This is a genomic window from Selenomonas sp. oral taxon 137 str. F0430, assembly GCF_000183625.1.
GTDB classification, from domain to species: domain Bacteria; phylum Bacillota; class Negativicutes; order Selenomonadales; family Selenomonadaceae; genus Centipeda; species Centipeda artemidis.
The window spans coordinates 502198-525714 of record NZ_AENV01000005.1 but is presented as its reverse complement, the minus strand read 5'-3'; the positions used below and the strand labels follow the sequence as shown (position 1 = coordinate 525714).

Sequence of the window (23517 nt, the reverse complement as noted above, 5' to 3'; positions counted from 1 at the left end):
GAAAATAAAAATTTATGCGCGCCGCGCCAGAGCGATGATCTTCTCCGCGACGCGGTGCGCAGCATGTTTTTCTCCAAGACACGCGACAGCGCGCGCAAGGCGCTCGGTCACATAGGAGCGATCCTCTCCGTCCCGGATGATACGCTCCATCTCCGCCGCGATGCGCCGCGGCTCGACGTCGCCCTGCAGGAGTTCGGTCTCAAAGGTCTCTCCAAGGAGGATGTTTGGCAGGGAAAACCGCTCCACATCGACGAGCAGACGCCCGACAATGTAGGACAGCATCGAGAGCCGATAGAGCACGACCGCAGGCAGCCCCATAATCGCCGCCTCCATCACGACCGTCCCCGACGTAGCCATCGCCGCGCGTGCAATGCCCATGAGCGCATAGCGCGCGTCACGGGCAAGCATCACGGGTACGGACGCCGCCGCAAGGTGCGCGGCAAGCCGCTCCTCGTCGACGCCCCCCGCAACAGGCAGAAAAAAACGCCGCGCAGGATCCGCCGCTGAGAGAATCTTCGCCGCGCCGAGCATCGCGGGGAGGAGCCGTTCGATCTCCTCACGGCGGCTGCCCGGCATGAGCAGGATGGGAACCTCGCCGTCCGCGATGCCGAAATGCCGGCGTGCCTCTTCGGGCGGCAGCTCCGCCCGTACCGTATCCACGAGAGGGTTGCCGACGAACGAGATGTTCGCCCCCGCCGCCTCATACGGCGCGAGCTCATGCGGGAAGATCGCCACGAGCTCGTCCGCGATCTTTGCGCAGTCCTTCGCGCGCCCCTTGCGCCACGCCCATGCAGAAGGGGGAATATAAGAAAAGACGGGGATGCCCCGCTCTTTTGCCCGCTTTGCGAGCCGCCAGTTAAAGTCCGGATAGTCGATGATGACGAGCACATCCGGACGCTCCTCCTCCATGAGCCGCGTGAGGTCGTCGAGGAGGGCAAGAATGCGGCGCAGATTCATCAGCACCGCCGAGATGCCCATGACGTTGTAGTCCGTATAGTTTTGGCGGAGCACAACGCCTGCCTCCGCCATCCGCGCCCCGCCGAAGCCGATGAGCGAAACCTCCGGATCGATCGCCCGCAGTTCCCGCGCGAGCGCCGCCCCGTGCAGGTCGCCCGAAGTCTCGCCCGCCGACAGCATGATCTTCACCGGCAAGACCTCCTTCTCTTAGAGTGCCGCGATCGTGATGCCGTTCGCCTCCGCAAGTGCAACGGCGCGTTCCTTGTCGATGAAGAGCGTTTTGCCCGCCTCGATCGCGAGCGCCGACGCCTTGACGGCAACAAGGGATTCGATGGTATCCAGCCCGACCGCGGGCACATCGAATCGGCTGTCCTGCTGCGGCTTTGCCGCCTTCGCGACGACGGCGCCGCTGCCCGCAAGCTGCCCGCCGCGGCGGATGCAGGCGTCCGTCCCCTCGATTGCCTCGAGCGCCATAACCGCCATGTCCTTCACAACGGCAGTCTGCCCGACGTCGAGACGCCCGATCTCACGTGCCATTTGGAGCCCGAACTCCATATCGCGGCGCTCCGCCTCGCTCGGTGCGCGGCTCGTGAGTGTCCCCTCCGCCGGCATGAGCGGACGAATGAGCGCCGTCTGATCGAGCGGCGTCACGCCGATCTTCATCAAGGCGCCGACGAACATCATCATGATGGTATCGTCGTTCTGATTCGGCAGCTGCATCAGCATCCCGCGCAGCATTTCGTCGGGTACGATCGCCCCGGTGAAGAGGAGTTCCTTCGTCACCTTGCCGATCATCGTCACTTTTTTGATCTCCTCCTGCTGCAAATACGCAAGGATGGAAGCGATCTGACCGATGCTGATCTCGTGATAGACATTTGCCGCATCCTTCAGCTCCGGATCCGTATCCGGCAGAAGCGCAACCGCATGCACCTCATAGCCGAGCGCACGCGCCGCACGTGCACACGCGGCAGGCAGATGTCCGACGCCTGCGAGCAGACCTATTTTTTCCATGAATCTCTCCCCTTACTCGTCCTCGTGGCGTTCCCGGCAGATGCCGCGCTCCGCATTGCGGAGGAATCGCAGGAGATGATCGATCTCCTCGCAGGAATCCACCTCCTGCTCGATGACGGCAATCGCCTGCGTGAGGTTCAGTCCCGAGCGGTAGAGGATCTTATATGCCTGCTTGATGCGGCGGCGCACATTGATAGGAATGCCCGCGCGCGAGATGCCGACGCTGTTGAGACCGACGGCACGCGCAGGATGTCCATCCACCATCGTGAACGGCACGACATCCTGCACGAGTTTTGACGTGCCGCCGATCATCGCGTTGCGCCCGATCTTTACAAACTGATGCACGCCCGCCATGCCGCCGATCACGACGCCGTCCTCGACGATGGCATGTCCCGCGAGCATCGCCGCGTTGCTCATGATGATGCGGTTGCCGAGGATGCAATTATGCGCAATATGCGTATACGCCATGAGGAGGCAGTCGTCACCGATGCGCGTCTCCTCGCCCTCGCCGGTCGCTCGGTGCACCGTCGCGCACTCACGAATCGTCGTGCGGTCGCCGATGAACGTATAGCTCTTTTCGCCCTTGAACTTCAGATCCTGCGGCACCTCGCCGATGGAGGCTCCTTGAAAAATATGGCAGTCCCGGCCGATCTTCGTCCACTCTTTGATCACGGCGTGCGGTTCGATCTTTGTGCCCTCGCCGATCTCAACATGATCCGAGATGACCGCGTAGGGGCCGATCTCCACGTTCCGCGCGATGCGCGCCGTCGGCGCAACGACAGCGGTGTCATGGATATAGGCGATAACCTTGCTGCTGCCTGTCATCTATTTCAACTCCTTCAGCCTCGGCACTTAGGCCGGGGCAGACATATTCCACTCTCTGCTATAATCCTGCGTGAGCATCGCATATTCACATCGGAAAATTCGCCGAAAACGGGCTTTTTCCTTTCTGAGCGTGGATTATGTCCTTTTATCCTGTATTTATGGCTCTTTTTTCAGAGTTCATCCCCATTTTTCAGGGCAAATTTGAAATCTGCTGCCGCCACGAGTTCGTCGTTGACATAGGCATCCGCGTGCAGCACGCCGAACACGCCGCGCACGCGCACAAGCTCCGCCTTCGTCACCACCACGTCGCCGGGGACGACGGGGCGTTTGAATTTCACATTTTCCATCCCGCCAAAAAGCGCGATCTTGCCGCGGTGTTCGTCCGGATAGAGCATCGTGACGCCGCCGACCTGCGCCATTCCCTCAAGGAGCAGTACGCCCGGCATAATCGGGTGCCCGGGGAAATGACCGAGGAAGAACGGCTCGTTCATCGTCACGCACTTGATGCCCGTTGCCGATTTGAACGGAACCAGATCGACGATACGATCCACAAGCAGCATCGGCGGACGATGCGGCAGAATCTGCTGAATCTCATTGATGTCCAAAGTCATGCTAATTCCCCTTCTCTGCAATCTGCTTCGCCAGTGCCGTGTTGAGCGCGTGCCCCGACGCCACCGCTACGATATGCCCCCGGATGATGCCCGCAAGACGGATGTCCCCGATCACATCGAGGATCTTGTGGCGCACCAGTTCATTGGAAAAATTCAGGGGATTCACCCACCCCTCGTCATTATAGACAATGACCGTCTCGAGCGAGCCGCCGAGCCCCAGTCCTTGCGCGCGCAGCGCCTCGACCTCCTTTTCATAGGCGATCGTACGCGCCGGCGCAATCTCCTTTGCATACGTCTCAGGCGTAACCTCCACGTCGAAATACTGCACGCCGATGAGCGGGTGCTCGTTGAGCGAGGTGAACGAGACGCGCAGCCCGTCGTACGGCAGTGCCATCACAAACCGGCTGCCGTCGTCCACACGATAGATGCGGTCAATGACCGTCGTCTTGCGCTCCGCCTCCTGCTCCACCGTCCCCACGCCTGCGATGAGGTTAAAAAACGCGCGCGCGCTGCCGTCTACAACGGGCGGTTCCTCCGCATCAAGCGTCACAAGGCAGTTATCGACCCCATGCACATGCAGCGCGCTCATCAGATGCTCAATCGTGAAGAATTTCAGCGCTCCCGCGCCAATCGTCGTTGCACGCAGCGTCGCCGTCACGTTCGCCGCAACGGCGGCGACGGGCGGCTGCTCCGGCAGATCGGAGCGTCCGAACAGGATGCCCGTCCCGGGCGGCGCCGGTGCGAGTTCCATATGAACCCGGCGTCCCGAGTGCAGCCCGATGCCGTCATAGACCGCACGCGCCGCCAGCGTTCTTTCTTTTTGCAAGCGATCGCCTCCTGCGAATTCTGTCGCATTTCAATCCACGTTACATGATACTAAAAATTTTCCGAACTTGCAAGGGATTTGACAGACGATATAACATCTGATAATATAAGGGCAAGCAAATCACATGCTTCCGGTACCGGGGATGTAATGGTCTCGACGGGGATGGGCGGTATGTGGACAGCGAGCCGGGGGGTCATCAACCCGTTAGTAAGGTGAAAACTTTTATTAAACATAAAAGCAAACGAAGACTACGCTCTGGCGGCTTAAGCCAGCCCCTTTCCGACCGTCTCCCGCACGGACGGAGCAAGGGGTCAAACGCGGGATACCCGGGAGCAACCGCACGATAACTCTCAGGGGAAATCAATCGTGATCGGCAGCGCATACCTTGTCTGCGGGGGATGCGTCGCCTAAATAAAAGCACAGACTGCGCTCGGAGAAGCCCATGTGACGTTATCTTCGGACAGGAGTTCGATTCTCCTCATCTCCACCAAATGAATATGAGACGAACAAGCCAAATAAGCTTGTTCGTAGGACATCGTTCGGAGAGCCGCAAAATGCGGCTCTCTTTTCGTATGGGTTACGACCCATACATATAAAAATCCCGCGCGGGGAAATTCCCCGGCGCGGGATTTTTCATTGCCGCCGCGCCCCTCCCTTGGAGGCGATACGGCGACTCGTTTTAGAACCGATAGGTGTAATTGAGCATATAGTTCACAGGAGTTGACCAATAAACCGACCCGGAGTGTCCGAGATTATCCTCCCGATCAAGCAGGTTGTCGATCAAGAGAGAGAGCTCACTGTGCTCATCCGGTCGGTAGGTTGTGTTCCACGATGTGAGAAGATAAGGTTTGCACGCGTAAGAATGCTCCTTGGAAGGGGTCTGTACACGGTCGGCGAGATAAGAAGCCGAAAGCGCAGACGTCCATTTGCCGCGCGCATAGGAAATGCCGCCCGTCAGCTGAATCTTTCCGAATTTCCGATCCCAGTAACTCTTGGACGCGTCTCCGGATTTCCTGCTCACGGGGTTCTGCCATGTCAGTCCCCAGTTGTAGGTGAACCCATGCTTGCCTGTGATCGTATCTGACAGTTCAACCCCCGTATTGCGGAAGTCCTCGTTGACGTAGGTATAGACGGCTGACCCGGTCTTTTTATCAACCGATGCCGTAATATTGTCCTTGATACGCATATGGAACAGCGCCGCGCGCAGGCGGTGCGCACCGTGATCTTTCTTCCAGCCGATCTCGTAATTGACGCCCGTCTGCGGTTTCAATCCCGGATTCGGCGTCGCGCGGTCATTCGAATTGTACATCTGTGAGAATGTCGGCATCTTAAAGGATTGGGCAATGTTCAGATACAGACTGCTCTCTTTGTCCAGCTTGTGCAGGAACTGTCCTGCCATGCTGAAATTGCTGAAATTTGAACCGTTGCTTTCGCCTGTTGTCCACGTCTCGCGCATCCCGAAAACCCCCGTGTTGCGCTCGTCAAATTTCTGCGTCCACTGCGCAAACAGTCCCCAGTTATTACGTGCATAATGGAGCGTGTCTTTTTCCGCTGTCGAAATCGTTGCGAGTTTGCGATAGTCCTCGCGTGCGAGGCTCATACCGGCAATCAGGCTTGATTTCTCGCCGAACTTCCAGTCATGCTGTGCATAAACCCCATAGCTGCGGTTGCGCTCGCGGCTTTGATACCAGTTGGCAGACGTCTTTTGCGTGCTGGTCGTACGTCTGCCGGTGCGCTGACTGATGTAGGTCGGTCCATCGCCTTTGGATTCCGTCGTGTTGAAATACAGATCGACTTTCCAGTCATGCGCCTTATAATGCAGCTGCATCGTGTGCTGATCCGTCTCGTACATACGCGTATTGTATGGTTCTCCTGCTTTGATTCTTGCAGTGGGAAGCGTATAGTCAACACGATCGATAAATCGCTTATACCGCGCCTCGGTATTGTAATAGTGATACACCATATCCCACGAGGGACTGATGCGGTAGTTCAGCGCGAGATCCTCCTTCTTTACCTTATCGACATCGGTATGATTTTCGCCAAAGAGCAATTTGGTTCCGCTGTCGTTCGTCAATTTCAAATCGGACGCACTGATTCTGCCGACTTCCCCCCAGCGTTTTACGTGATAGCTGAGTCCAAAGCGCTCGTTGCCGACACTGACGCCATAAGCACGCTGACCGAAATTGCCCGCACCAACGGTAACGGAATTTTCTCCGCCCTTCTTCGTAATGATATTGACGACGCCGCTCATCGCCTCGCTGCCGTAGAGAACGGAACTGCTTCCCTTAACGATCTCGATGCGCTCGATATTCTCCGCCGCAATCGCGTCGAGATTATATTTCCCGCGCCACGCAACGGGATTTCCGTTGACAAGGATGAGCGCGTCGCCCTCTACGCCGCGGATATTGACCTCGTTCGTCATTGTCCCCATCGACGCGCCGCCGGGTCCAAAGGTTTTATAGGTCAGCCCGTTGACTTTGCTCAGCACATCGGCGGCACTTTTCGCCCCGCTCTGCGCGATCTCCTCGCGCGTGATTACCGTCGTTGACGCCGGCGTGTCGAGCTCTTTAGTTTCGACGCGCTGCGCGGTGACGATAACGTCATCCAGAGTATAAACAGGCATGACGTCTGCATCTTGTCCCCCCCCGGCGGATACAATTCCGTTCACGCCGGAAAGAATCGCGGTAATGACCGCTGTTTGCAGTAGTTGCTTTTTCAAAGTTTTTCCTCCTTTTTGGCGCTGTACACCATTTCAGCGCGATATTTATTCACATACCGCCCCGCATGGACACGGTGCTGCCGCATCCATGCAGATATGACGGCGATATGTTTAATTTTAGAACCGATATGTGTACGACAGGCGATAGTTCCGCGGAAGCGACCAGTATTCGTGCTGAATGATCGGATTCTCTCGATTGAGTATGTTATAGACGCCGAACGAGAGCGTCTGATCGGGCGTTACTTCATAGCTCATCGTGAGCTGTCCCTCGATGCGGTTGGGGATTTTGTGATCCGGTTTTCCTGATGCGGTTTTCCCGGTCAGTGTATAATATGCCCACTGCCGCCCTGCCGTAACATACCAGTCCGTACTGATGCGCAGCTTATCTTTGCGGTACAGGAGTCCTGCAAAATACTGTTGGTGCGCATCCGACTGTCTCCATTCCCCCTTCTCTCTTGCACGCGGATTTGCGTAGTATCCGCCGATTCGTGCCTGTAGATTTGGCGTAATCTGCTTGTGATACTCCAACTCGATGCCGATGTTTCGGAACTCGTCCCCATTTGTCTGTATATCAAATTTTTCATGAGTAACCGGGTCTTCCTCTACCGCCCAGACAAATTGATTTTTGACCGCCATGCGGAATACTGCGACCCTGAGCGATTCTTTATTGTCGCCAAACTTGACTCCCGTCTCGTAGTTCCACCCGACCTGCGGTTTCATCGGATACAGCTTGAATACGTTCCGCTTCGTGAACCAAGAGTTGACCGCCGGCATCTCGAACGATTTTCCGATATTGACATACCATGAGGCTTTTGGCGTGATTTTGTAAACCGTCTGGATCTGCGGGAGAAATACGTTCTGGCGCCGCTCATAGGTATTCTTCTTGACGATATGCTCGCGCACGCCAAGTGTTGCGGAGAACCGATTGCTGAACCGCCGTGTGTAAGAGAAAAACGCGGCGTAGGAATCACGTTCCAAATGCGCTTCTGTTTTTACGTTATTCAGATAGTTTTCACGATGAAATTCAAGTCCGCCGACGAGACTGTCCTTGCCCTCACGAAAATTCCACGCCTTCTGGACTTCGAAATGATATGCGTTGGAATTGGTATCGGAGCTGGCATCCTTGGTCATGGGACGAACTTCCTGCCGTATCCACGCAAACTTGCTGTGCCACTGCCGATCGGCATCATCATAAGTCACGCCGACACGCTGCTGTCTATAGTGATACCGCCGTGACGCTTTGAGCTTTGACCAGTCGCGCAGGGCGGATTGGTAATCGTACTCGTTCGTTGTGGAATCGGTATCGTTATAGGCATAGGTAGCGGTTAGTTTATCGGTAATACGCAGGCTGAGAAACGCACTGTCCTTTGTCCCGGCTTCGCGGCTCTTGCGTGTCGTGGTTGTTGTCGGCGTTTTGAAAAAAATGCGGCTCGTTTGGTGAACAGGCTTTCTGTAATCTCTGCGGTAGGAGAATATCACATGCTCATTCCCGACCATGACGCCATAGTTTTTATCATAGCTGCCGACAGCACCCGTAACGTGCCCCTGCACCTTCTTCCCCTCCGGCTTCTTCGTGATGATATTGATGACGCCGCCCATTGCCTCCGCACCGTAGAGAACCGATCCCGCCCCCTTCACGATTTCGATTTTCTCAATGGCATCCACGGGAATCGAGTTCAGCATAGAATTATAGTTCAGCAAATTCGCCGGAGTCCCGTCAATGAGCAAAAGGGTTCCTCGGTCAAGTCCTCGGATACTGAGACGCGAGAACATGCCGCCGTACTGCTCGCCGCCATGTCCATAGGCGCTTGAGTTCAGTCCCGGCACGCGTTCAAGCGCTTCGTATGCCGTAACGGCGCCGCTGTCTTTCAGCTGCTGCTCTGTAATTACAGTCGTCGTCGCGGGCGTGTCCAAATCTCTGGTCTCAACGCGCTGTGCGGTGACAACCACATCGTCAAGCGTATACTCATCGAGTTTCGAGGCATCTTGTTCTCCTCCTGCGGACACAACTCCATTTATACCGGAGAGAATCGCAGTGATGACAGCCGCCTGCAGCAGTTGTTTCTTCAAAACTGTTCCTCCTTAATTTTTCAATTGTTCTGGGCAACATATTATGCGAGCGTCTAACGGCACGCTGCTCCATGCGGTTAGACGCTGTACGATGCATATGATTATCTTAGAAGCGATAGGTGTAGGACAGACGATAGTTCCGCGGGAGCGACCAATGCTCATTGTCATTGATTGGATTATCTCGGTCAAGCAGGTTATAAACGCCGAACGATACGGTCTGCACTGGAGAAATCGTATATTCCATCGTCAGATTTCCCTCAATACGATTCGGTATTGCATGATCCGACTTCCCGCTGCTTGCTCCGTAAACACCGGTCAGGAGATACGCCGACGGCTGTCTCTTTGCCGTAACGTACCAATCCGTGTTAAGGCGCAGCTTATTGACATGGTACTGGAGCCCTGCAAAGAGCTGAACCCGTGCATCAGACTGTGTCCAATTGCCGTTGCTGCTCTTTGCCTTGGGATTCCCGTAGTAACCGCCGGTACGAATGCTCAGGCGGTCGCTGAGCTGCCTGCTGTATTCCAGCTCAATTCCCGTGTTCTTGAACTTGTCGAGATTGGTCTGTACCCACGTATTGGGGTCACCGCCCGAAATCACCGTATTCTCTTTCACCCATTTGAACTTGTTATTGATGTCCATATGGAAGAGCGCGACTTTCAGCGATTCTTTCACGTCGCCGAACTTGATGCCCGTTTCGTACGTCCATCCATCCTGCGGATTGAGTCGATACCGTGTCGACACCTTGGCACTGTAGTAGGGCGAGTTCACCGCGGGAGTTTCAAACGACCTGCCTACGTTCACGTACCACGAAGCGCGTGGGCTCATCTTGTAGAGGGTCTGCACCTGTGGCAGGAAGATGCTCTGCCCCCGGTCGTACCCGTTTCCCTTAACAAAATGCTCACGAATCCCAACCGTTGCCGAGAATCGATCGTTCATTTGACGTGTGTACGCGGCAAAGACGGCGTATTGATCCCGATGGAGGCTGCCATGATTCGTGGAGTGCCGTTTCACATGACCCTCGCGATGGAAATCAAATCCCGCGACGAGGGTATCAAGCCCGCCGCGCAGATCCCATTTCTTCTGTGTGTCAAAGTTCCAACTCGTCGCATCCGTGTCTGTAGTGCTGTCGGCATTGAGCGGGCGCGTCGTATGCTTGAGATAGGCAAGGCTTGATTTCAGCCCCGTATGCTTGTCGTCATAGATGAGCGCGAATCGGTTGGTCTTATACTCGTAGCGATAGTGCTTATACGGCGTGACCCAGTCTTTTACATGCGTATCATACTTAAACTCCCGATGCCCGCGGTCAGTTTCATTGTACGTATAATTTGCAGTCAGCTTATCGCTCAGGCGCAGGTTGAGAAAGATGGAATCCCGCATCGAATTATCGCTGGATTTGCGCGTAAAGTTCCGCCCTGCGTACGTGTACGGAAACATCCGGTTATACTGGGAAATCTCCTTGCGGTATTCTTTCTTATACTGAATGCTAAAATTCTGCCCTGAGACTGCAATTCCATAGTTCTTCTCATGACTGCCAATCATCCCTGTGACACTTCCATGAAGTTTATCATCAGTGGGTTTCTTTGTAATGATATTGATAACGCCCGCCATCGCCTCCGCACCATAGAGAACGGAGGATGCTCCCTTAACGACCTCAATCTTTTCGATGGACTCGACGGGGATCGCATTCATCATCTGATTATAGTTCATGAGGTTAGCGGGGCTGCCGTCAATCAGTACCAATGTCCCCTTATCCAATCCGCGGATATTGATGCGGGAGAGATCAATACTCCCCTCGCCTGCAGGACCGTAAGAATATGCATTCACTCCCGGTATACGCTCGAGTGCATCAAACGCCGTCTGCGCGCCGCTGTCCTTCAGCTGCTGCGCGGTGATCACCGTCGTCGTCGCGGGCGTATCCAAATCCTTGGTTTCGACGCGCTGTGCGGTGACAACCACATCGTCGAGCGTATACTCATCGAGTTTTGATGTATCTTGTCCCCCCCCTGCGGACACAACTCCATTCATACCGGAGAGAATTGCCGTGACGACCAACGTCTGTAAGAGGCTTTTCTTCATAAAAACATTTCCTTTCCCTATAAAAATTAGTTCATCTATCTTTACATGCGGTTCTTTGCATGAGAGATACTTCCTTATACGCCGCCCGCCGCATGGGCGATGACGGCGCGCTTCATGCCGCACTCGGCACTATCCGTGCCCGCGGTGTGCATCCGCGCGAAGCATCCGCCGCCGCACGCGGCGAGTGTATCGCAGGAGCGACAGCGCGCCATGCCGTCATGCACGAGCGCGGCGACCGCGCGCTCGCGTTCCTCGGAGATGCCCTGCATGACATTGCCGAGGAAGAAGCGCGCGTCCCCGAAGAACGACGAACATGCATAGATGCCGCCGTCCGCCTGCACGAACGCCGCTTCGCCGCGCAGGACAAAGCAGTGCTCGAACGCCTCCATGCGCCCGCACGCGAGCGCACCGCAGCGTTCCGTCTGCGTGAGGGCGATGCGGATGCCCGTGAGCGCGGCGAGTTCGTCGAGGCGGCGGCAGAGCGCCGTGACCGCCGCCGCGGTCTCCGCCTCCCCTGCGGGGACGAGCCCTCTGCCGCGCCCCTGCCCGCGCAGGAGGTCGAGCCCGATGCGCCGCACGTTACCGAGGTAGTATGCGAGCTCGGCGAGCCCCGGGAGGTCGCGGACATTCTCGCGCGAGACGACCGCGGTCACGCCGACGGGAATCCGCAGGGCGCGCAGCACCTCCATGCCGCGCATGACGGCGGCAAAAGACCCGTACCGTTCGGGAGCTTGCGCAGGCAGTCATGCACCGCCGCGCGCCCGTCGATGCTGACGCCGATGCCGACGCGGTGCCGGTGCAGGAAGCGCGCCCGCTCTTCGGTGAGGAGCGAGCCGTTCGTCTGCACCTGCATCCGCGCGGGGATGCGCTCCGCCTCGACATAGCGTACGATTTCTTCGATCAGGGGAAACGCGAGCATCGGCTCTCCGCCGCTGAACTGGAGGACGAAGGGCGTGCCGCCCGCCGCGGCGAGAGAGATTGCGCGCCGTGCCGTCTCAAAATCCATTGTCTCGCGCCGCATCTCCGCCGCGTAGCAATAGCGGCAGGCGAAATTGCAGTCCCCCGTCAGCGCGAGCACGAGCAGCTTGCAGTTTTTCATCCGCGCCGCTCCGTCACGAGAGCATCCTCCGATTCTTCCGCAGGAGATAGAGGAAGTACGGCGTGCCGAGCAGTGCGGTCATGATGCCGACACGAATCTCGATGGGATCGAGAACGACGCGTCCGAGCGTGTCGCAAAAGACGAGCAGCATCCCGCCTGCAAGGATGCTCGCGGGGAGCAGCCGCCTGTGGTCGGGTCCGACGATCATGCGCATCATATGCGGCACGATGAGTCCGACAAAGCCGATATTTCCGCTGATGCAGACGCCCGTCGCCGTTGTCATGGACGCGACGGCAAGCAGGATGAGCCGGTAGCGCGTGACGGGCATTCCGACGGCGCGCGCCTCAACGTCGCCGAGGACGAGGATGTTAAGATGCCGCGCCATGAAGAGCATGACGGCAAGCCCGATAGAGATGGGTCCCACGCCGAGCAGAACGTGCTCCCAGCGGCGATAGTCGAGACTGCCGATCGTCCAAAAGAGGTACTGCTGCATTTTCTGCTCGCTGATGACGGTCAAGATGCCCGCCGTAATCGCGCCGAGCAGCATGCCGACGACGACGCCCGCGAGGAGCAGCATCATCACGGGAATCTTGCCGTGCCGCATGGACAGCATGACCGTGAGGGAGACCGCCGCGAGCGAGCCGAGGAAGGCAAACATCGGCAAAAAGAACATGCTCTCCTCCGATAGCCCGAGCGAGATCGCGATGACCGCGCCGACCGCCGCGCCGCTCGACACGCCGATGATTCCGGGGTCGGCGAGCGGGTTGCTGAAAATGCCCTGCATGACCGTCCCCGACGCGCCGAGGCTCGCGCCGACCATCAGCCCGACGAAGGTACGGGGAAAGCGGATATGCCAGAGCACCGCTTCCTGCTCGGGCGTGACCGCAACGTCCGTGAGCACGGGCAGCCCCGCCGCGTGTGCGAGCGAGGCGAGCACCTGCACAAAGGAAATATCAAACTGTCCCCACGAGAGCGAGAACAACGACACGAGAATAAGCAGCACTCCCATGACGGGCGCAAGCGCGCGCAGTGAAAATTTTCTAGGCATGGTCTCCCCCCTTTTCCGCACGGCGGATCGCCCGCCGGATATGATCGTTCCAAAGATATTCCTGCGCGTATGCCGCGCCGCGCAGTCCCATGAGCGGCGCATCGGTCAAAAGCACCGCGTCGGGTGCGGGCTGAGCAATATGAAAGCGCGCGACCGCATCCTCGGGCGGCACCCCCGCAGTCTCGCTGCCGCTCCCAAGGAAGATTCCCTCACGGAGCGCCGCAATCGCCGCGCGCCCCGGGGCGCTCTCGGGCGCGGCGGTCTCGTCCGCAATATCCGCGGCGTATCGCTCCGCCAGGCCGCCAAAGTCCTCCATCAGCACGGTCAGACGCCCCATGTCCGCCCATTCGCCGCGCAGTGCGTGAGCGATGCCCAGTGCCGCAGACGGCGGCGCCGCGATAACGGCGCGCTCGTACCAGAGATCGCCCCACATGCTCTTTGCCGCGTTGATGCGGAAGAAGATCTGCCGCTGTACCCGCTCCGCCTCGGTAAGCGCGGCGTCGATACGCGGCGCGCGCAGGGCATCGTTGATCTCCGTGAGCCAGCGGCGCGTTCCCTCGACGCCGTACGGCGGAAGCGGCGCAATGTACGGCACATCGGTCGTTTGCTCCAAATATGCCGCAAGCTCCGCGCCGAGTTCGGCGTGAACGACGATGTTCAGCTCCGCCGTGCCGAGCGTCTCGAGCTCCGCCGCCGTACATCCGCCGCCCACCGACGCGCCGATCGTATAGCCCGACAGTTCGAGAAGCCGCATCAGCTCGCACAGATCATTCCCCGCGCGCAGATAGGCGGGCGTCAGCCCGAGGAGGTTGACGCGTCCGGGCGTCCGCGCCGCCCTCCGGGGGGCGATCTCCTCCATACAGGCGCGGGCGGCTTTTCGGTAGCCCGCGGCGAACATGCCGCCGAGCCCGCCGCTGTCAAAGGCGGCGACGCGGGGAAAGCCCATGCCGCGCGCGATGCTCCGCACATCGTCGCCGATGAGCCCCGCCGCGCAGCTGTTTTCCACCGCGAGCAAGGCGGGCGGCGGGTCGAGATGCGGCGCAAGCGTCTCGCGGATGTACTCCTCCGCGCCGAACACGATGGCGTCATTGTCGAGCTGCGTTGAAATCATGCGCTGCGCAATCATCGGGCACTCCTGTTCGAGCGTCCGCATCGCGTAAAAATAGCACCACATAGGGCCGTTGACGGCGATGAGCGCGTCCTGAATCCCTGCGAAAAATCCCGCAGCGCCCGCGAGCGCGCAGGAATCCGAGTGCCGGCAAACGCTTTGAAACGCGTCCTCAGGCATAGAGCACGCCCCCTTCCCGCCGCCGCGCCGCACAGCGCCGCATACAGTCGATGAGCAGTTCCTCCCCGCGCCGCCCCGCCACGGGCAGCATCGGGAGGAAGATTTGCCGCAGACGCGGATTCGCGAGCTCATGCGTCGTCAGCACGAAGTCCGCCGCCGCGTAAAAGGGCTCCGCGTCGCGCTCCGCAATCACGGGCGCGGAACTCGCCTCCCGCACGCGCCGCTCCATCTCCGCGCGGTCGTCCGGCAGATAGGCGTCGAGAATCACCACGCCCGTGAGCACAACGCCCAGTTCCTCGAGCAGACGGCAGAGCGGTTCCGGCTTAAAATACCGCACGGCACGCCCGACGGCGAGCACGACGCGTTTTCCCGCGAGTGCGTCCCGTCCCGCGGCAAGCACCGCGTCAAACGCCGTGCGCTCCTGCGCAATCAGCTCCTCCGCCGCCTCCTCGCGTCCCGTGAGCGCACCGATGCGCGCGATCCAGCGCAGCGTCTCTCCCATGCCGACGGGGTAGATGTCCCCTGCGCAGACGATGCCGAACCGCTCCGTGAGGAGACGGGCAAAGTCCCGCACCTCCCGTTCGTGCGCCGCGTCCCCCTCCCTGCCGAGCAAAACGGAGAACTCCGCGGCGGGGACGGCTTTGAGCTCGGCGAGCGAGAGATAGGAGGGGAACTGAAGGACATCCCGCACGCCGAGTGCCGCGAGCAGACGCCGCACCTCGCGGACGTATTCGCCCGACGCGCCGCCGCAGTCGCCGAGAAGGACGGCGCGCCCCTGCTTTTTTTCCTCTGTCGGCGTCATAAAGTTCTCCGCGAGGAGACGCATCGTCTCCAAATAGCCGCCGAAATAGTCTCCGTCGAGAAATCCATGCGATTTCAGCGCGATGACGGGCATCCCGTATTCCTCCGCCGTCTCCTCCGCGATGCGCTCCGCATCGTCGCCGATGACGCCCGCCACGCAGGACGAGACGATGAAGATTGCCTCCGGATGCGCCGTGCGGACAACGTGATCGAGACAGCGGCGCAGCAGCTCCTCGCCGCCGAAGACCGCCTCGTCCTCCGCAATCCCGCTCACAAAGAGCGGCACCGCCCCGCGTTCCTCCGCCGCAGCGCGCGCCATGCTGCGGTAATGCGCCCCGGTCTCTAATGTACGCGCGATATGGGCGCACGCGCGCGGGCTGTGGAACACGACCGCCGCGCCGCGCACATAGGCAAGCGCGCGCCAAACGCCCGGCATCGCGCAGCTGCAGTTCGTCCGGCGAAAGATGAGCCGCTTTGCCTCAGTTGCCATAGGACTCCACCAATGCCTCCAGCTCCTCAAACTCCATCGACTGCGGGACGGAGAGCCGGTCGTTCGTCTCAATCGCGCGCGCGAGCGTGCGGTAGACCTCCGCCTGCGCATCCTCGGGCGCGTGCTCGATGACCGTCTTGCGCCGAATCTCCGCCGCGTGGACGATCTGCGCGCGCGGTACGAACGCGATGAGACGCGTATTGAGACGCGCGGCAAATGCCGTGAGCAGTTCCTCCTCGCGCGCGACGTTGCGGCTGTTGCCGATGATGCCGCCGAGCCGGACGCTGCCGCGCGCGGCGAAGCGCGCGACGCCCTTTGCGATGTTGTTCGCCGCATAGAGACTCATCAGCTCGCCTGAGGAGACAATGTAGATCTCCGTCGCATATCCCTCGCGAATCGGTACGGCGAACCCGCCGCAGACCACGTCGCCAAGGACGTCATAGAGCACGATGTCCTCGTCCTCGATGGCATGCAGTGCCTTCAGCCGCTCCAGCGCGACGATGATGCCGCGCCCCGCACAGCCGACGCCGGGGTCGGGACCGCCCGCCTCGATGCATTTGATGTCGTGCCAGCCCGTGTGAACGATGTCCGAGAGCTGCGCCGTGCCCTTTTTCTCGCGTTCGATATCGAGCACTGTCTCTTTGCAGATGCGACCGAGCAGCAGGCGCGTGGAATCGTTCTTCGGGTCGCATCCGATCTGACAGACGTGCCGCCCCATCTCCGCAAACGCCGCCGAGACGTTCGACGCGGTCGTCGATTTTCCGATGCCGCCCTTGCCGTAAAACGCGATTTTCTTCATGCCGTCGCTCCTTTGTCCTCGGATACCGCAAGCAGCGGTGAGAGCGTGCGCCGCTCCGACTCCGTAAACACCTCGATATGCCCCGTCCGCGCGTTCTCCGCGACGCGCACGGGCGTGCCGTACGCGAGGGAGAGGGTCTCCTCGCGCATGACCGCCTCCGGCGCGCCGTCCGCCACGATGCCGTCCGCCCCGATGAGCAGAAGCCGCGAGCAGAACCGTGCGGCGAGGGACAGCTCATGCACGACGAGCATCGCGGTGCGCCCGGCGGCGCAGAGTTCACTGCACAGGCGAAAAATCTCTTCCTGATAGATGAAATCAAGCCCCGTCGCCGGTTCGTCGAGCAGGAGGAGCGGCGCTTGCTGTGCAAGGATCTTTGCGAGCAGGACGCGCTGACGCTGACCGCCCGAGACCTCCTGCACCGCCTTGTCACGGATGTCCCAGACGCCCGTGTACTCCATCGCGGCGCGGACGATTTCCTCGTCCTCCGGCCCCTCCTGCTCGTAGAATTTCAGATAGGGATAGCGCCCCGCCATCACGATGTCGTGCGCCGTGTAGCCAAAGGAGATGGCAACCTGCTGTTGGAGGTAGGAGACGAGGCGCGCGCAGTCCTTCTCCCCGTACCTATCGACGGGGCGCCCGTAGAGGAGCGCCTCACCCGCATGGGGCGCGAGCAGCCCGCGCATCGTCTTGAGGAGGGTACTTTTGCCCGCGCCGTTCGAACCGATGATGCCGACGAGTTCGCCGCGCCCGACGGTGAAATTCATATGGTGCAGAATCGTATGATGCCGTGCATAGCCGACGGACAAATCGCGCGCCTCAAGAACAGCGTTCATAAAAGACCTCCTTTCAAGAGCAATAATGTATTCGGTATCGATTGCCGTAAGGCATAACCTACGTCGACGAAGCGTTTGCCAAAAATGACGACGCTAGGCGCCAAAATCCCGCGTCACGCCTTTGACAAGATGTAAAATTCTCTGTACCGACAACTCTTCGATCGTATAACACGGCGCGTGCATCCGCGCCGCAATCTGCGCCGCGAGGTGCAGGCGCACAAGGTCCTGCTCGGTATCGAGAACGAGAGCGCGGACGCCCGTATTCCCGATGGTCTCCGCCGCCGTGAGCGCCGCCTGCGCGGGGTCTTCTCCCTCCGGTGCGGCAGTCGCCCTCCCGTCCGTGAGGAGCACCAGCAGCGTCTCCGCGAGTTCCCCGCGCCGCGCCGCCCCCGCGAGATGCAGGAGCGCTTCGGACAGACCTGCCGCGAGCGGCGTGCGCCCTCCCGTCGGCAGTTCCCGCAGCAACCGCTGTGCCAGCTCCACGCTGCGCGTCAGCGGCAGCAGTGTCTCGGCACGATCGCGGCGAAACGCGACGAGACCCACGCGGTCACGGCGCACATACGCCTCTCGCAGGAGGGCGAGCATCGCCCCCTTCACCGCGCGCATCCGCGCGCGCGCCGCCATCGACCCGCTCGCATCCACGACAAAGAGGATATTCACACCGCGTTTTCGCTCGCGCACCGCACGCCGCAGATCGCTCCGCGCGATGACGATGCGCCGCCCGTCCGCCGCACTGCGGCGCAGGCGCTGATAGGGCGCGGCGGCACGCAGTGTCGCGGCAAGGGCAATATCATGCTCCCGTTCGCGCGCGGCGGCATCACGCACCATGCGCCCTCCCGCCGTGCTCGCCGCCGTCAGGCGCTTGCCGCTGCCCGCTCCCACGGCGCGCCGCTCCCGCGTAAAATCCAGCAGCGGCATCGTCATCTGTGCGAGCGCGTCGAATATCGCGTCCGTACCGCCCCCGACAGGATTCTGCGGCGGCTCCGCGTCACCCAAATCGCCGCCGTCCTCGTCCGCGCTTTCCTCCGTGCGCTCCTCCGACGGGGACTCGTCGGCACGGGAATCATCCCCTGCGGCATCTCCCACCTCGGGATGATCGCCCTGCGATGCATCCTGCCCCTGCTCTTCCTGCGCCGTATCGTCCGCATCCTGCGTGTCGCCGTCCGCACCGTCCCCCTCATTTTCCTCCGCACTCTGCGGGGGCGCGGGCATCTCGGGCGGCGCGCTCATGCGGTGCGGCAGAACGTAGAGCGCCGCTTCCTCCATATCGGCGGGCAGGAGATAGGTGCGTCCCGCGAGGGCGGCGGCGGCACGCGCCGTCTCCGTTAGAAACAGCTCCGCACGGTTGCCCGCACAGCGCGCCCGCACGACGAACTCCGCCGCGAGCGTGCGCATCGCGGAGGACACAGCGACATCCGCAAGTCTCTCCCGCGCCGCCGCAATAGACGCGCCAAGTTCCTCCTCCTCCGCACAATAGTCCGCGGCAAACGCCTCAGGCGCACGGCTGTAGGCGCAGGCGCGGCGAACGATCTCACGCCGCTCCGCCGCATCGTCCGCCCCCGAGAGAGAGACGAACATACCGAATCCGTCGAGCACGGCGGCGGGGAGCGTCCCCTCGGCGGGATTCATCGTCCCGACGAGAACGATGGAGGTGTCCGCCGCCGCCGCAGCAATGGCGGCGTGGAGGAAGGGGCGCGGCAATAGATTTGCCTCATCGAGGAGGAGCAGACCGCCCGCCGATCGCCGGAGAATCCCCGGCTGTGCTCTGCGTACGCCGTCCGCGAGCAGTCGCTCGATGTCCGCACCGCCAAACACCATGTCGTCCGTTGCGCCGAGCGGGAGCTGCGTGAGCTTTCCCACCTGCGGGAGTGCGCCCGCCGCGCGTACGAGGAGCGTTTTTGCCGTTCCCTGCGCACCCGAGAGGAGAAGTCCTCCCGTGCGCGGATTCACAAGGGCGAGCAGGAGCGCGCGTTTTGCCGCTTCCTGTCCGACGATGGCGGACATGGGATAAACAATATTTTTCATCGTATTGCCCAACGCCGCAAGTCACACGGTGCCACGCACAGAAAAGAGCTCATGCGAGAATCTCCTCCACGCGCGCCCAGTCGACGACCGTCTCCTCAAAGGGACGGCGGCGCACGCGGTGGGCAAGAGCGAGATGCGCCGCCGCGCGCAGGTCGTCCGCCGCGATGGCGTCGCGTCCTTCGTAAGCGGCATGGGCGAGCGCCGTCTTGATGAGCACAATGTCGCTGCGGTGACCGTCAACGCCGAGTTCGAGTGAGATCCGCGCCGCCTTGTCGATGCTCTCATCATCCGGAACGAGCGATGCAAGCCGCTCCTGCGCCGCAGCGATGCGCGCGGCGAGCGTCGCCTGCTCCGCCGCATACTCCTCCGCGAACACTGCGGGATCGCGCTCATAGGCGAGACGGCGGCGCACAACCTCGGCGCGCTGCGCGGCGTCGCGCTCGCCGTGAATCTCCACGGACAGCGCGAATCGGTCGAGCAGCTGCGGGCGCAGCTCGCCCTCCTCGGGGTTCATCGTCCCGACGAGAACAAAGCGCGCAGGATGCGCGTAGGAGATGCCCTCGCGCTCCACGGTATTGACGCCCATCGCCGCCGCGTCGAGGAGGATGTCGACGATGTGATCCTCGAGCAGGTTCACCTCATCCACATAGAGGATATTGCGGTTTGCCGCGGCGAGAATGCCCGGCTCAAATTTCTTCTTCCCTTCTAGGATCGCCGCCTCGATGTCGAGAGTTCCAGCGACGCGATCCTCCGTCGCGTTCACGGGCAGCTCCACGACGCGCATGGGGCGCATCTCTTCGGCGAGCCGTTCCCCTGCCGCAACTTTCTCCGCGCAGTCGGCGCAGAGCGTTCCGCCCGTCGGCGCGCACCGGTAGCGACACCCGCGCACGGTGCGCAGCGGCGGCAAGAGCGCCGCGAGCGCGCGCACCGCCGTCGACTTCGCCGTCCCCTTCTCCCCGCGCAGCAGCACACCGCCGAGCGTCGGGTCGATGACGTTCAGGATGAGCGCAAGTTTCATCTCGTCCTGCCCGACGATAGCGGCAAATGGATAGATATACTCCTGTTTCATCAAAAACCTCAGTCGTTGTTAGAATTCATAGGTCAGTCCCGCTTCGAAGAAACGTCCCTGCCCGGGATAGTTTTTGCCCGTCAGTACCGAATACTGGGCGTTCGTCAGGTTGAGCAGCTTCACATAGGCGTTCGTGTGCGTGTCGATCGCATAATCCGCGTTCAGGTCGACGACCGTATAGCTCTTCCGCCCGAACTGTTCGCTGTCAAGCCCCGCAGCTCTCGTCGCGTGCAGATTGACCGTCCACGCGTCCGCGCTGTAGCGAATCCCCGCACGGTAGCCGTTCGGCTGTGCATCCCTGTTCTCCCAAACAAGCCCTTTGCCATTGGAGCTGTCACGCTCTCTGCGAATATAGGAATAGCCGAGATCATAGCTCCACTTCTTGCTCAGCTCCTGCCGATAGTTCAGCTCGATGCCGCGTTTCTTCTCCAGCTCGATATTTTCCGCATAGGTATTCGCTCCCCTGCTTTTCCAATTTATCGCATCGTGAATCTTGCTCCGGAACGCGCTGACCTCGATTGATTTCGTCCCGTCGAACGCATGGCGTACACCGACGGTCGCCGTATAGCCGCTCTCCGGTCTCAAATTGGGATCCCCATACAGTCCCCAACCGAAACCTTCGACATGGTAATACAGATCGTCCGCATTCGGAGCGTTGAATACCCGCCCCCAAGACGCATATGCCTGTGTCTTATCGCTCGCCGCATAGTTTACGGCAATTTTGGGCGAATAATGTGTGCCGAAGGTACTGTGTCGATCCATGCGCACGCCGGGGATGATCGACCATTTTCCAAACTCCGCCGTATCCTGCACATACGCCGCCGTATTCGTCAATGTGCGCCCCGCATAGCCGCTCTGCGCATTCGCCGATTTGCTGTGATGCCAATCGACACCTGCGACAAGGCGATGATGCGCACCGAGCCGCCAGCCGTTCTGATACTCGATGCCCGTCATTTTCGATTGGAACGCTCCGCCGAACTCCATCGATTTATGGTTGTTGAAAACGCGCAGGACGCCCGGTGTCTCGGTATTTTCCTTAAAATTGTACGCGGCGCTCCACTCGTTATAAAGCCGCGTCGCATGATAGGACGGGACAAAGCTCTTTGCATAATTATCATAATAATAGCTGTTCCCCGTGAGTCCCCGGTGGTCGAAGGACAGCGTCAGAGAATTCCCCGCGCCGAATTTTTTATCGACACGCAGATTCAAATTATTGTTGCGGTAGTCGCTCGTGGGCATCCGCCGTGTCTCTCCGTCATATTTGAACCGCATATAGCCGCGCCGTTCGAGACCGCCGCCGACCGTCCAACTCCAAGAACCCGCACTGCCCTCGTGCATGACGCGATACTCCTGCGTGCTCCACGCCCCCGCAGCCACATCGATTGTCGTACGATTCTCCTTACCGCGCTTCGTGATGATGTTGATCACGCCGCCCGCCGCATCACTGCCGTAGAGTGCCGATCCACCGCCCTTCACGATCTCGATACGCTCGATCATGGACATGGGCGGGGCTTCCTTGAGCGATGCCGTCGCGCGATTCATTGCCATGCCCTGTGAGGTATTGATGCGCCGTCCATCCACAAGTACGAGGACGCGCTCGTCGCCGTTGAGTCGTACGGCATCCTGCATCATATTGTTCGAAACAACCACGCCGTTGACATGTGAGATTGCCTCCGCAACGTCGCGGTAGTGATTCTCCGCGATCTCCTCGGCGGTCACAACCGCGACGTTCGCCGCCGTCTGAGAAATCTGAGTGGGCACGCGCTCCGCCGTCACAACGACATCCGGCAGTGTATATGTATCACGATCTTGCACCTCATTTGCATACACATCGTTAGTACAATACCCCCCCGTCAGCAGTGCAACCGCAACAGCAGCCGAGAGTTTTCGATGTGCATTCTTTGTGTTCCATGCGTTCATTTCAGTTCCTCCTATATGTTTGAAAGCGGGATATATATCATCGCGTCCTCCTCATACAGGAACGGACGCGCATGATCCGACTGTCTAGCGCTTGACCGCCGTGAGGTGCAGCCCGTCGGGCTGCGCGAACGCGTCGCCGTACGCCATGTACGCAATTTCCTGCGCGCCGAATACGATGTCCTGCGAACCGTTGTAGATGTAGCCCTCGCGCGGTTCGCGCAGTGCGCCTGTCTTGATTGCCTTCAGTGTTGCGAGCGCGGGATCACCGAGGTATTTCTCACGGAACGCGGCGACATCATACGTGCCGTGCGCGTTGTAGGTCGGCAGGAAAAGAATGTCGGGGTCGATGGCGACGAGCTGTTCCTTCGTCATGACCTGCCCCGTGTGTATCCCCAGCTCCGCCATGCCGTTCTTCACGCCCGCATAACCGCACGCGTCGTCAAAGGTCGATCCGATGCCGCCGTACGAGCTCATGAGCGAGATGAGGACAACGGTCTTGCGCTCCGCTGTCGGGATCTTGCTTGTCTCTTCCTTCAGCGCCGCGAGTTTTTCATCCATTTGCCGCACGAGGTCTTCCCCGCGCGCCGGCTCTCCCGCCGCCGCGGCGAGGAGCGTGACGGTCTCTCGTATCTCGTCGATGCTGCGCACGCCCTTGCAGACGACGACGGGGATACCGAGATCGCGCAGGCTGTCGACGATCGTGATGTCTCCCCAGTCGGGCGCGACGACGAGATCGGGATGCAGCGCCATGAGCTGCTCACTCGTCGGCATTCCGATTTTCTCGGGGATATTCTGCGCGATCCCCGCAATGTTCGAGCTGACGGGATCATCCGCGAGTGCGTTGATCGCTGCCATGCGCTCGGGCTCGACCAGTCCCAGCATGGTGATGTCGGTGCTGAGGGAGAGCGTCACGATATGCTTCGGTTTTTCTGCAAAATGCGTGACATGCCCCTGTATATCGGTGACGTCGTAGCCGCCCTGCGGCACATTCTGCGCCGTGTCCCTGCCGCAGCCCGCGAGCGCGAGCATGAAGAGGAGCAGGACGGCAA

At 60.2% G+C, this 23517-nt stretch carries 17 protein-coding genes, 1 other RNA gene and 1 pseudogene; 1 reads left to right on the top strand and 18 read right to left on the bottom strand.

What is annotated here, in order from left to right:
- Positions 1–12: 12 nt before the first annotated feature.
- The 5 genes from lpxB to lpxC form a co-directional block, all read right to left on the bottom strand.
- Positions 13–1146, bottom strand: a complete 1134-nt coding sequence (lpxB, locus tag HMPREF9162_RS03690) for a lipid-A-disaccharide synthase (RefSeq protein WP_009657365.1) — start codon at positions 1144–1146, stop codon at positions 13–15.
- Positions 1147–1164: 18 nt separating this feature from the next.
- Positions 1165–1968 carry an LpxI family protein gene (locus HMPREF9162_RS03685; protein ID WP_009752605.1) on the bottom strand — a complete coding sequence of 268 codons (804 nt, stop codon included), beginning with the start codon at positions 1966–1968 and terminating at the stop codon, positions 1165–1167.
- Positions 1969–1980: 12 nt separating this feature from the next.
- Positions 1981–2793, bottom strand: a complete 813-nt coding sequence (gene lpxA, locus HMPREF9162_RS03680; protein ID WP_009349740.1) for an acyl-ACP--UDP-N-acetylglucosamine O-acyltransferase — start codon at positions 2791–2793, stop codon at positions 1981–1983.
- A gap of 170 nt (positions 2794–2963) precedes the next feature.
- Entirely contained in the window at positions 2964–3404 is a 441-nt protein-coding gene (fabZ, locus tag HMPREF9162_RS03675; protein WP_009438242.1) for a 3-hydroxyacyl-ACP dehydratase FabZ, read from the bottom strand.
- A 1-nt stretch (position 3405) separates the two neighbouring features.
- Positions 3406–4230: a UDP-3-O-acyl-N-acetylglucosamine deacetylase gene (lpxC, locus tag HMPREF9162_RS03670; RefSeq protein WP_009752492.1), complete on the bottom strand. Its 825-nt coding sequence runs from the start codon at positions 4228–4230 to the stop codon at positions 3406–3408.
- Between the two features lie 138 nt (positions 4231–4368).
- On the opposite strand from lpxC, the gene ssrA reads away from it, so the two are divergent.
- Positions 4369–4720, top strand: a transfer-messenger RNA (tmRNA) gene (gene ssrA, locus HMPREF9162_RS11865).
- A 189-nt stretch (positions 4721–4909) separates the two neighbouring features.
- Here ssrA and HMPREF9162_RS03665 read toward each other — a convergent pair.
- The 13 genes and pseudogenes from HMPREF9162_RS03665 to HMPREF9162_RS03605 form a co-directional block, all read right to left on the bottom strand.
- Positions 4910–6949 (bottom strand): TonB-dependent siderophore receptor, encoded by a 2040-nt coding sequence (locus tag HMPREF9162_RS03665; RefSeq protein WP_009438292.1) that lies wholly within the window; start codon positions 6947–6949, stop codon positions 4910–4912.
- A 117-nt stretch (positions 6950–7066) separates the two neighbouring features.
- Positions 7067–9019, bottom strand: coding sequence for a TonB-dependent siderophore receptor (locus HMPREF9162_RS03660; RefSeq protein WP_009752685.1), 1953 nt, complete (start codon positions 9017–9019; stop codon positions 7067–7069).
- A gap of 106 nt (positions 9020–9125) precedes the next feature.
- Positions 9126–11096 carry a TonB-dependent siderophore receptor gene (locus HMPREF9162_RS03655; RefSeq protein ID WP_009752576.1) on the bottom strand — a complete coding sequence of 657 codons (1971 nt, stop codon included), beginning with the start codon at positions 11094–11096 and terminating at the stop codon, positions 9126–9128.
- A 74-nt stretch (positions 11097–11170) separates the two neighbouring features.
- Positions 11171–12195: pseudogene (locus tag HMPREF9162_RS03650) on the bottom strand (radical SAM protein).
- A 13-nt stretch (positions 12196–12208) separates the two neighbouring features.
- Complete coding sequence (locus tag HMPREF9162_RS03645) at positions 12209–13243, bottom strand: iron ABC transporter permease (RefSeq protein WP_009752647.1); 1035 nt, start codon at positions 13241–13243, stop codon at positions 12209–12211.
- Complete coding sequence (locus tag HMPREF9162_RS03640; RefSeq protein ID WP_009752600.1) at positions 13236–14531, bottom strand: nitrogenase component 1; 1296 nt, start codon at positions 14529–14531, stop codon at positions 13236–13238. Before HMPREF9162_RS03640 ends, HMPREF9162_RS03645 begins: the two co-directional genes overlap by 8 nt.
- Positions 14524–15822 (bottom strand): nitrogenase component 1, encoded by a 1299-nt coding sequence (locus tag HMPREF9162_RS03635; RefSeq protein WP_009752700.1) that lies wholly within the window; start codon positions 15820–15822, stop codon positions 14524–14526. Before HMPREF9162_RS03635 ends, HMPREF9162_RS03640 begins: the two co-directional genes overlap by 8 nt.
- On the bottom strand, positions 15812–16621 hold the full coding sequence (locus tag HMPREF9162_RS03630; RefSeq protein ID WP_009657308.1) for an AAA family ATPase: 810 nt from the start codon (positions 16619–16621) through the stop codon (positions 15812–15814). Before HMPREF9162_RS03630 ends, HMPREF9162_RS03635 begins: the two co-directional genes overlap by 11 nt.
- On the bottom strand, positions 16618–17454 hold the full coding sequence (locus HMPREF9162_RS03625; RefSeq protein ID WP_009752539.1) for an ABC transporter ATP-binding protein: 837 nt from the start codon (positions 17452–17454) through the stop codon (positions 16618–16620). The genes HMPREF9162_RS03630 and HMPREF9162_RS03625 overlap by 4 nt, the downstream gene beginning before the upstream one ends.
- A 93-nt stretch (positions 17455–17547) precedes the next feature.
- Positions 17548–19479 carry a VWA domain-containing protein gene (locus tag HMPREF9162_RS03620; RefSeq protein ID WP_037350126.1) on the bottom strand — a complete coding sequence of 644 codons (1932 nt, stop codon included), beginning with the start codon at positions 19477–19479 and terminating at the stop codon, positions 17548–17550.
- Positions 19480–19528: 49 nt separating this feature from the next.
- A complete protein-coding gene (locus tag HMPREF9162_RS03615) occupies positions 19529–20548 on the bottom strand; it encodes an ATP-binding protein (RefSeq protein ID WP_009752607.1) in 1020 nt (339 codons plus the stop codon).
- Between the two features lie 18 nt (positions 20549–20566).
- Entirely contained in the window at positions 20567–22468 is a 1902-nt protein-coding gene (locus HMPREF9162_RS03610; RefSeq protein ID WP_009752535.1) for a TonB-dependent siderophore receptor, read from the bottom strand.
- Between the two features lie 84 nt (positions 22469–22552).
- Complete coding sequence (locus HMPREF9162_RS03605; RefSeq protein ID WP_050782869.1) at positions 22553–23497, bottom strand: ABC transporter substrate-binding protein; 945 nt, start codon at positions 23495–23497, stop codon at positions 22553–22555.
- Positions 23498–23517: the final 20 nt, after the last annotated feature.

Coding starts and splice junctions, on each gene's coding strand:
- HMPREF9162_RS03605 (WP_050782869.1), bottom strand. CDS start 23,497: ATGCTCGCGCTCGCGGGCTGCGGCAGGGACACGGCGCAGAATGTGCCG.
- HMPREF9162_RS03640 (WP_009752600.1), bottom strand. CDS start 14,531: ATGCCTGAGGACGCGTTTCAAAGCGTTTGCCGGCACTCGGATTCCTGC.
- HMPREF9162_RS03625 (WP_009752539.1), bottom strand. CDS start 17,454: ATGAACGCTGTTCTTGAGGCGCGCGATTTGTCCGTCGGCTATGCACGG.
- fabZ (WP_009438242.1), bottom strand. CDS start 3,404: ATGACTTTGGACATCAATGAGATTCAGCAGATTCTGCCGCATCGTCCG.
- HMPREF9162_RS03630 (WP_009657308.1), bottom strand. CDS start 16,621: ATGAAGAAAATCGCGTTTTACGGCAAGGGCGGCATCGGAAAATCGACG.
- HMPREF9162_RS03615 (WP_009752607.1), bottom strand. CDS start 20,548: ATGAAACAGGAGTATATCTATCCATTTGCCGCTATCGTCGGGCAGGAC.
- lpxA (WP_009349740.1), bottom strand. CDS start 2,793: ATGACAGGCAGCAGCAAGGTTATCGCCTATATCCATGACACCGCTGTC.
- HMPREF9162_RS03620 (WP_037350126.1), bottom strand. CDS start 19,479: ATGAAAAATATTGTTTATCCCATGTCCGCCATCGTCGGACAGGAAGCG.
- HMPREF9162_RS03645 (WP_009752647.1), bottom strand. CDS start 13,243: ATGCCTAGAAAATTTTCACTGCGCGCGCTTGCGCCCGTCATGGGAGTG.
- HMPREF9162_RS03610 (WP_009752535.1), bottom strand. CDS start 22,468: ATGAACGCATGGAACACAAAGAATGCACATCGAAAACTCTCGGCTGCT.
- HMPREF9162_RS03635 (WP_009752700.1), bottom strand. CDS start 15,822: ATGGCAACTGAGGCAAAGCGGCTCATCTTTCGCCGGACGAACTGCAGC.
- HMPREF9162_RS03685 (WP_009752605.1), bottom strand. CDS start 1,968: ATGGAAAAAATAGGTCTGCTCGCAGGCGTCGGACATCTGCCTGCCGCG.
- HMPREF9162_RS03655 (WP_009752576.1), bottom strand. CDS start 11,096: ATGAAGAAAAGCCTCTTACAGACGTTGGTCGTCACGGCAATTCTCTCC.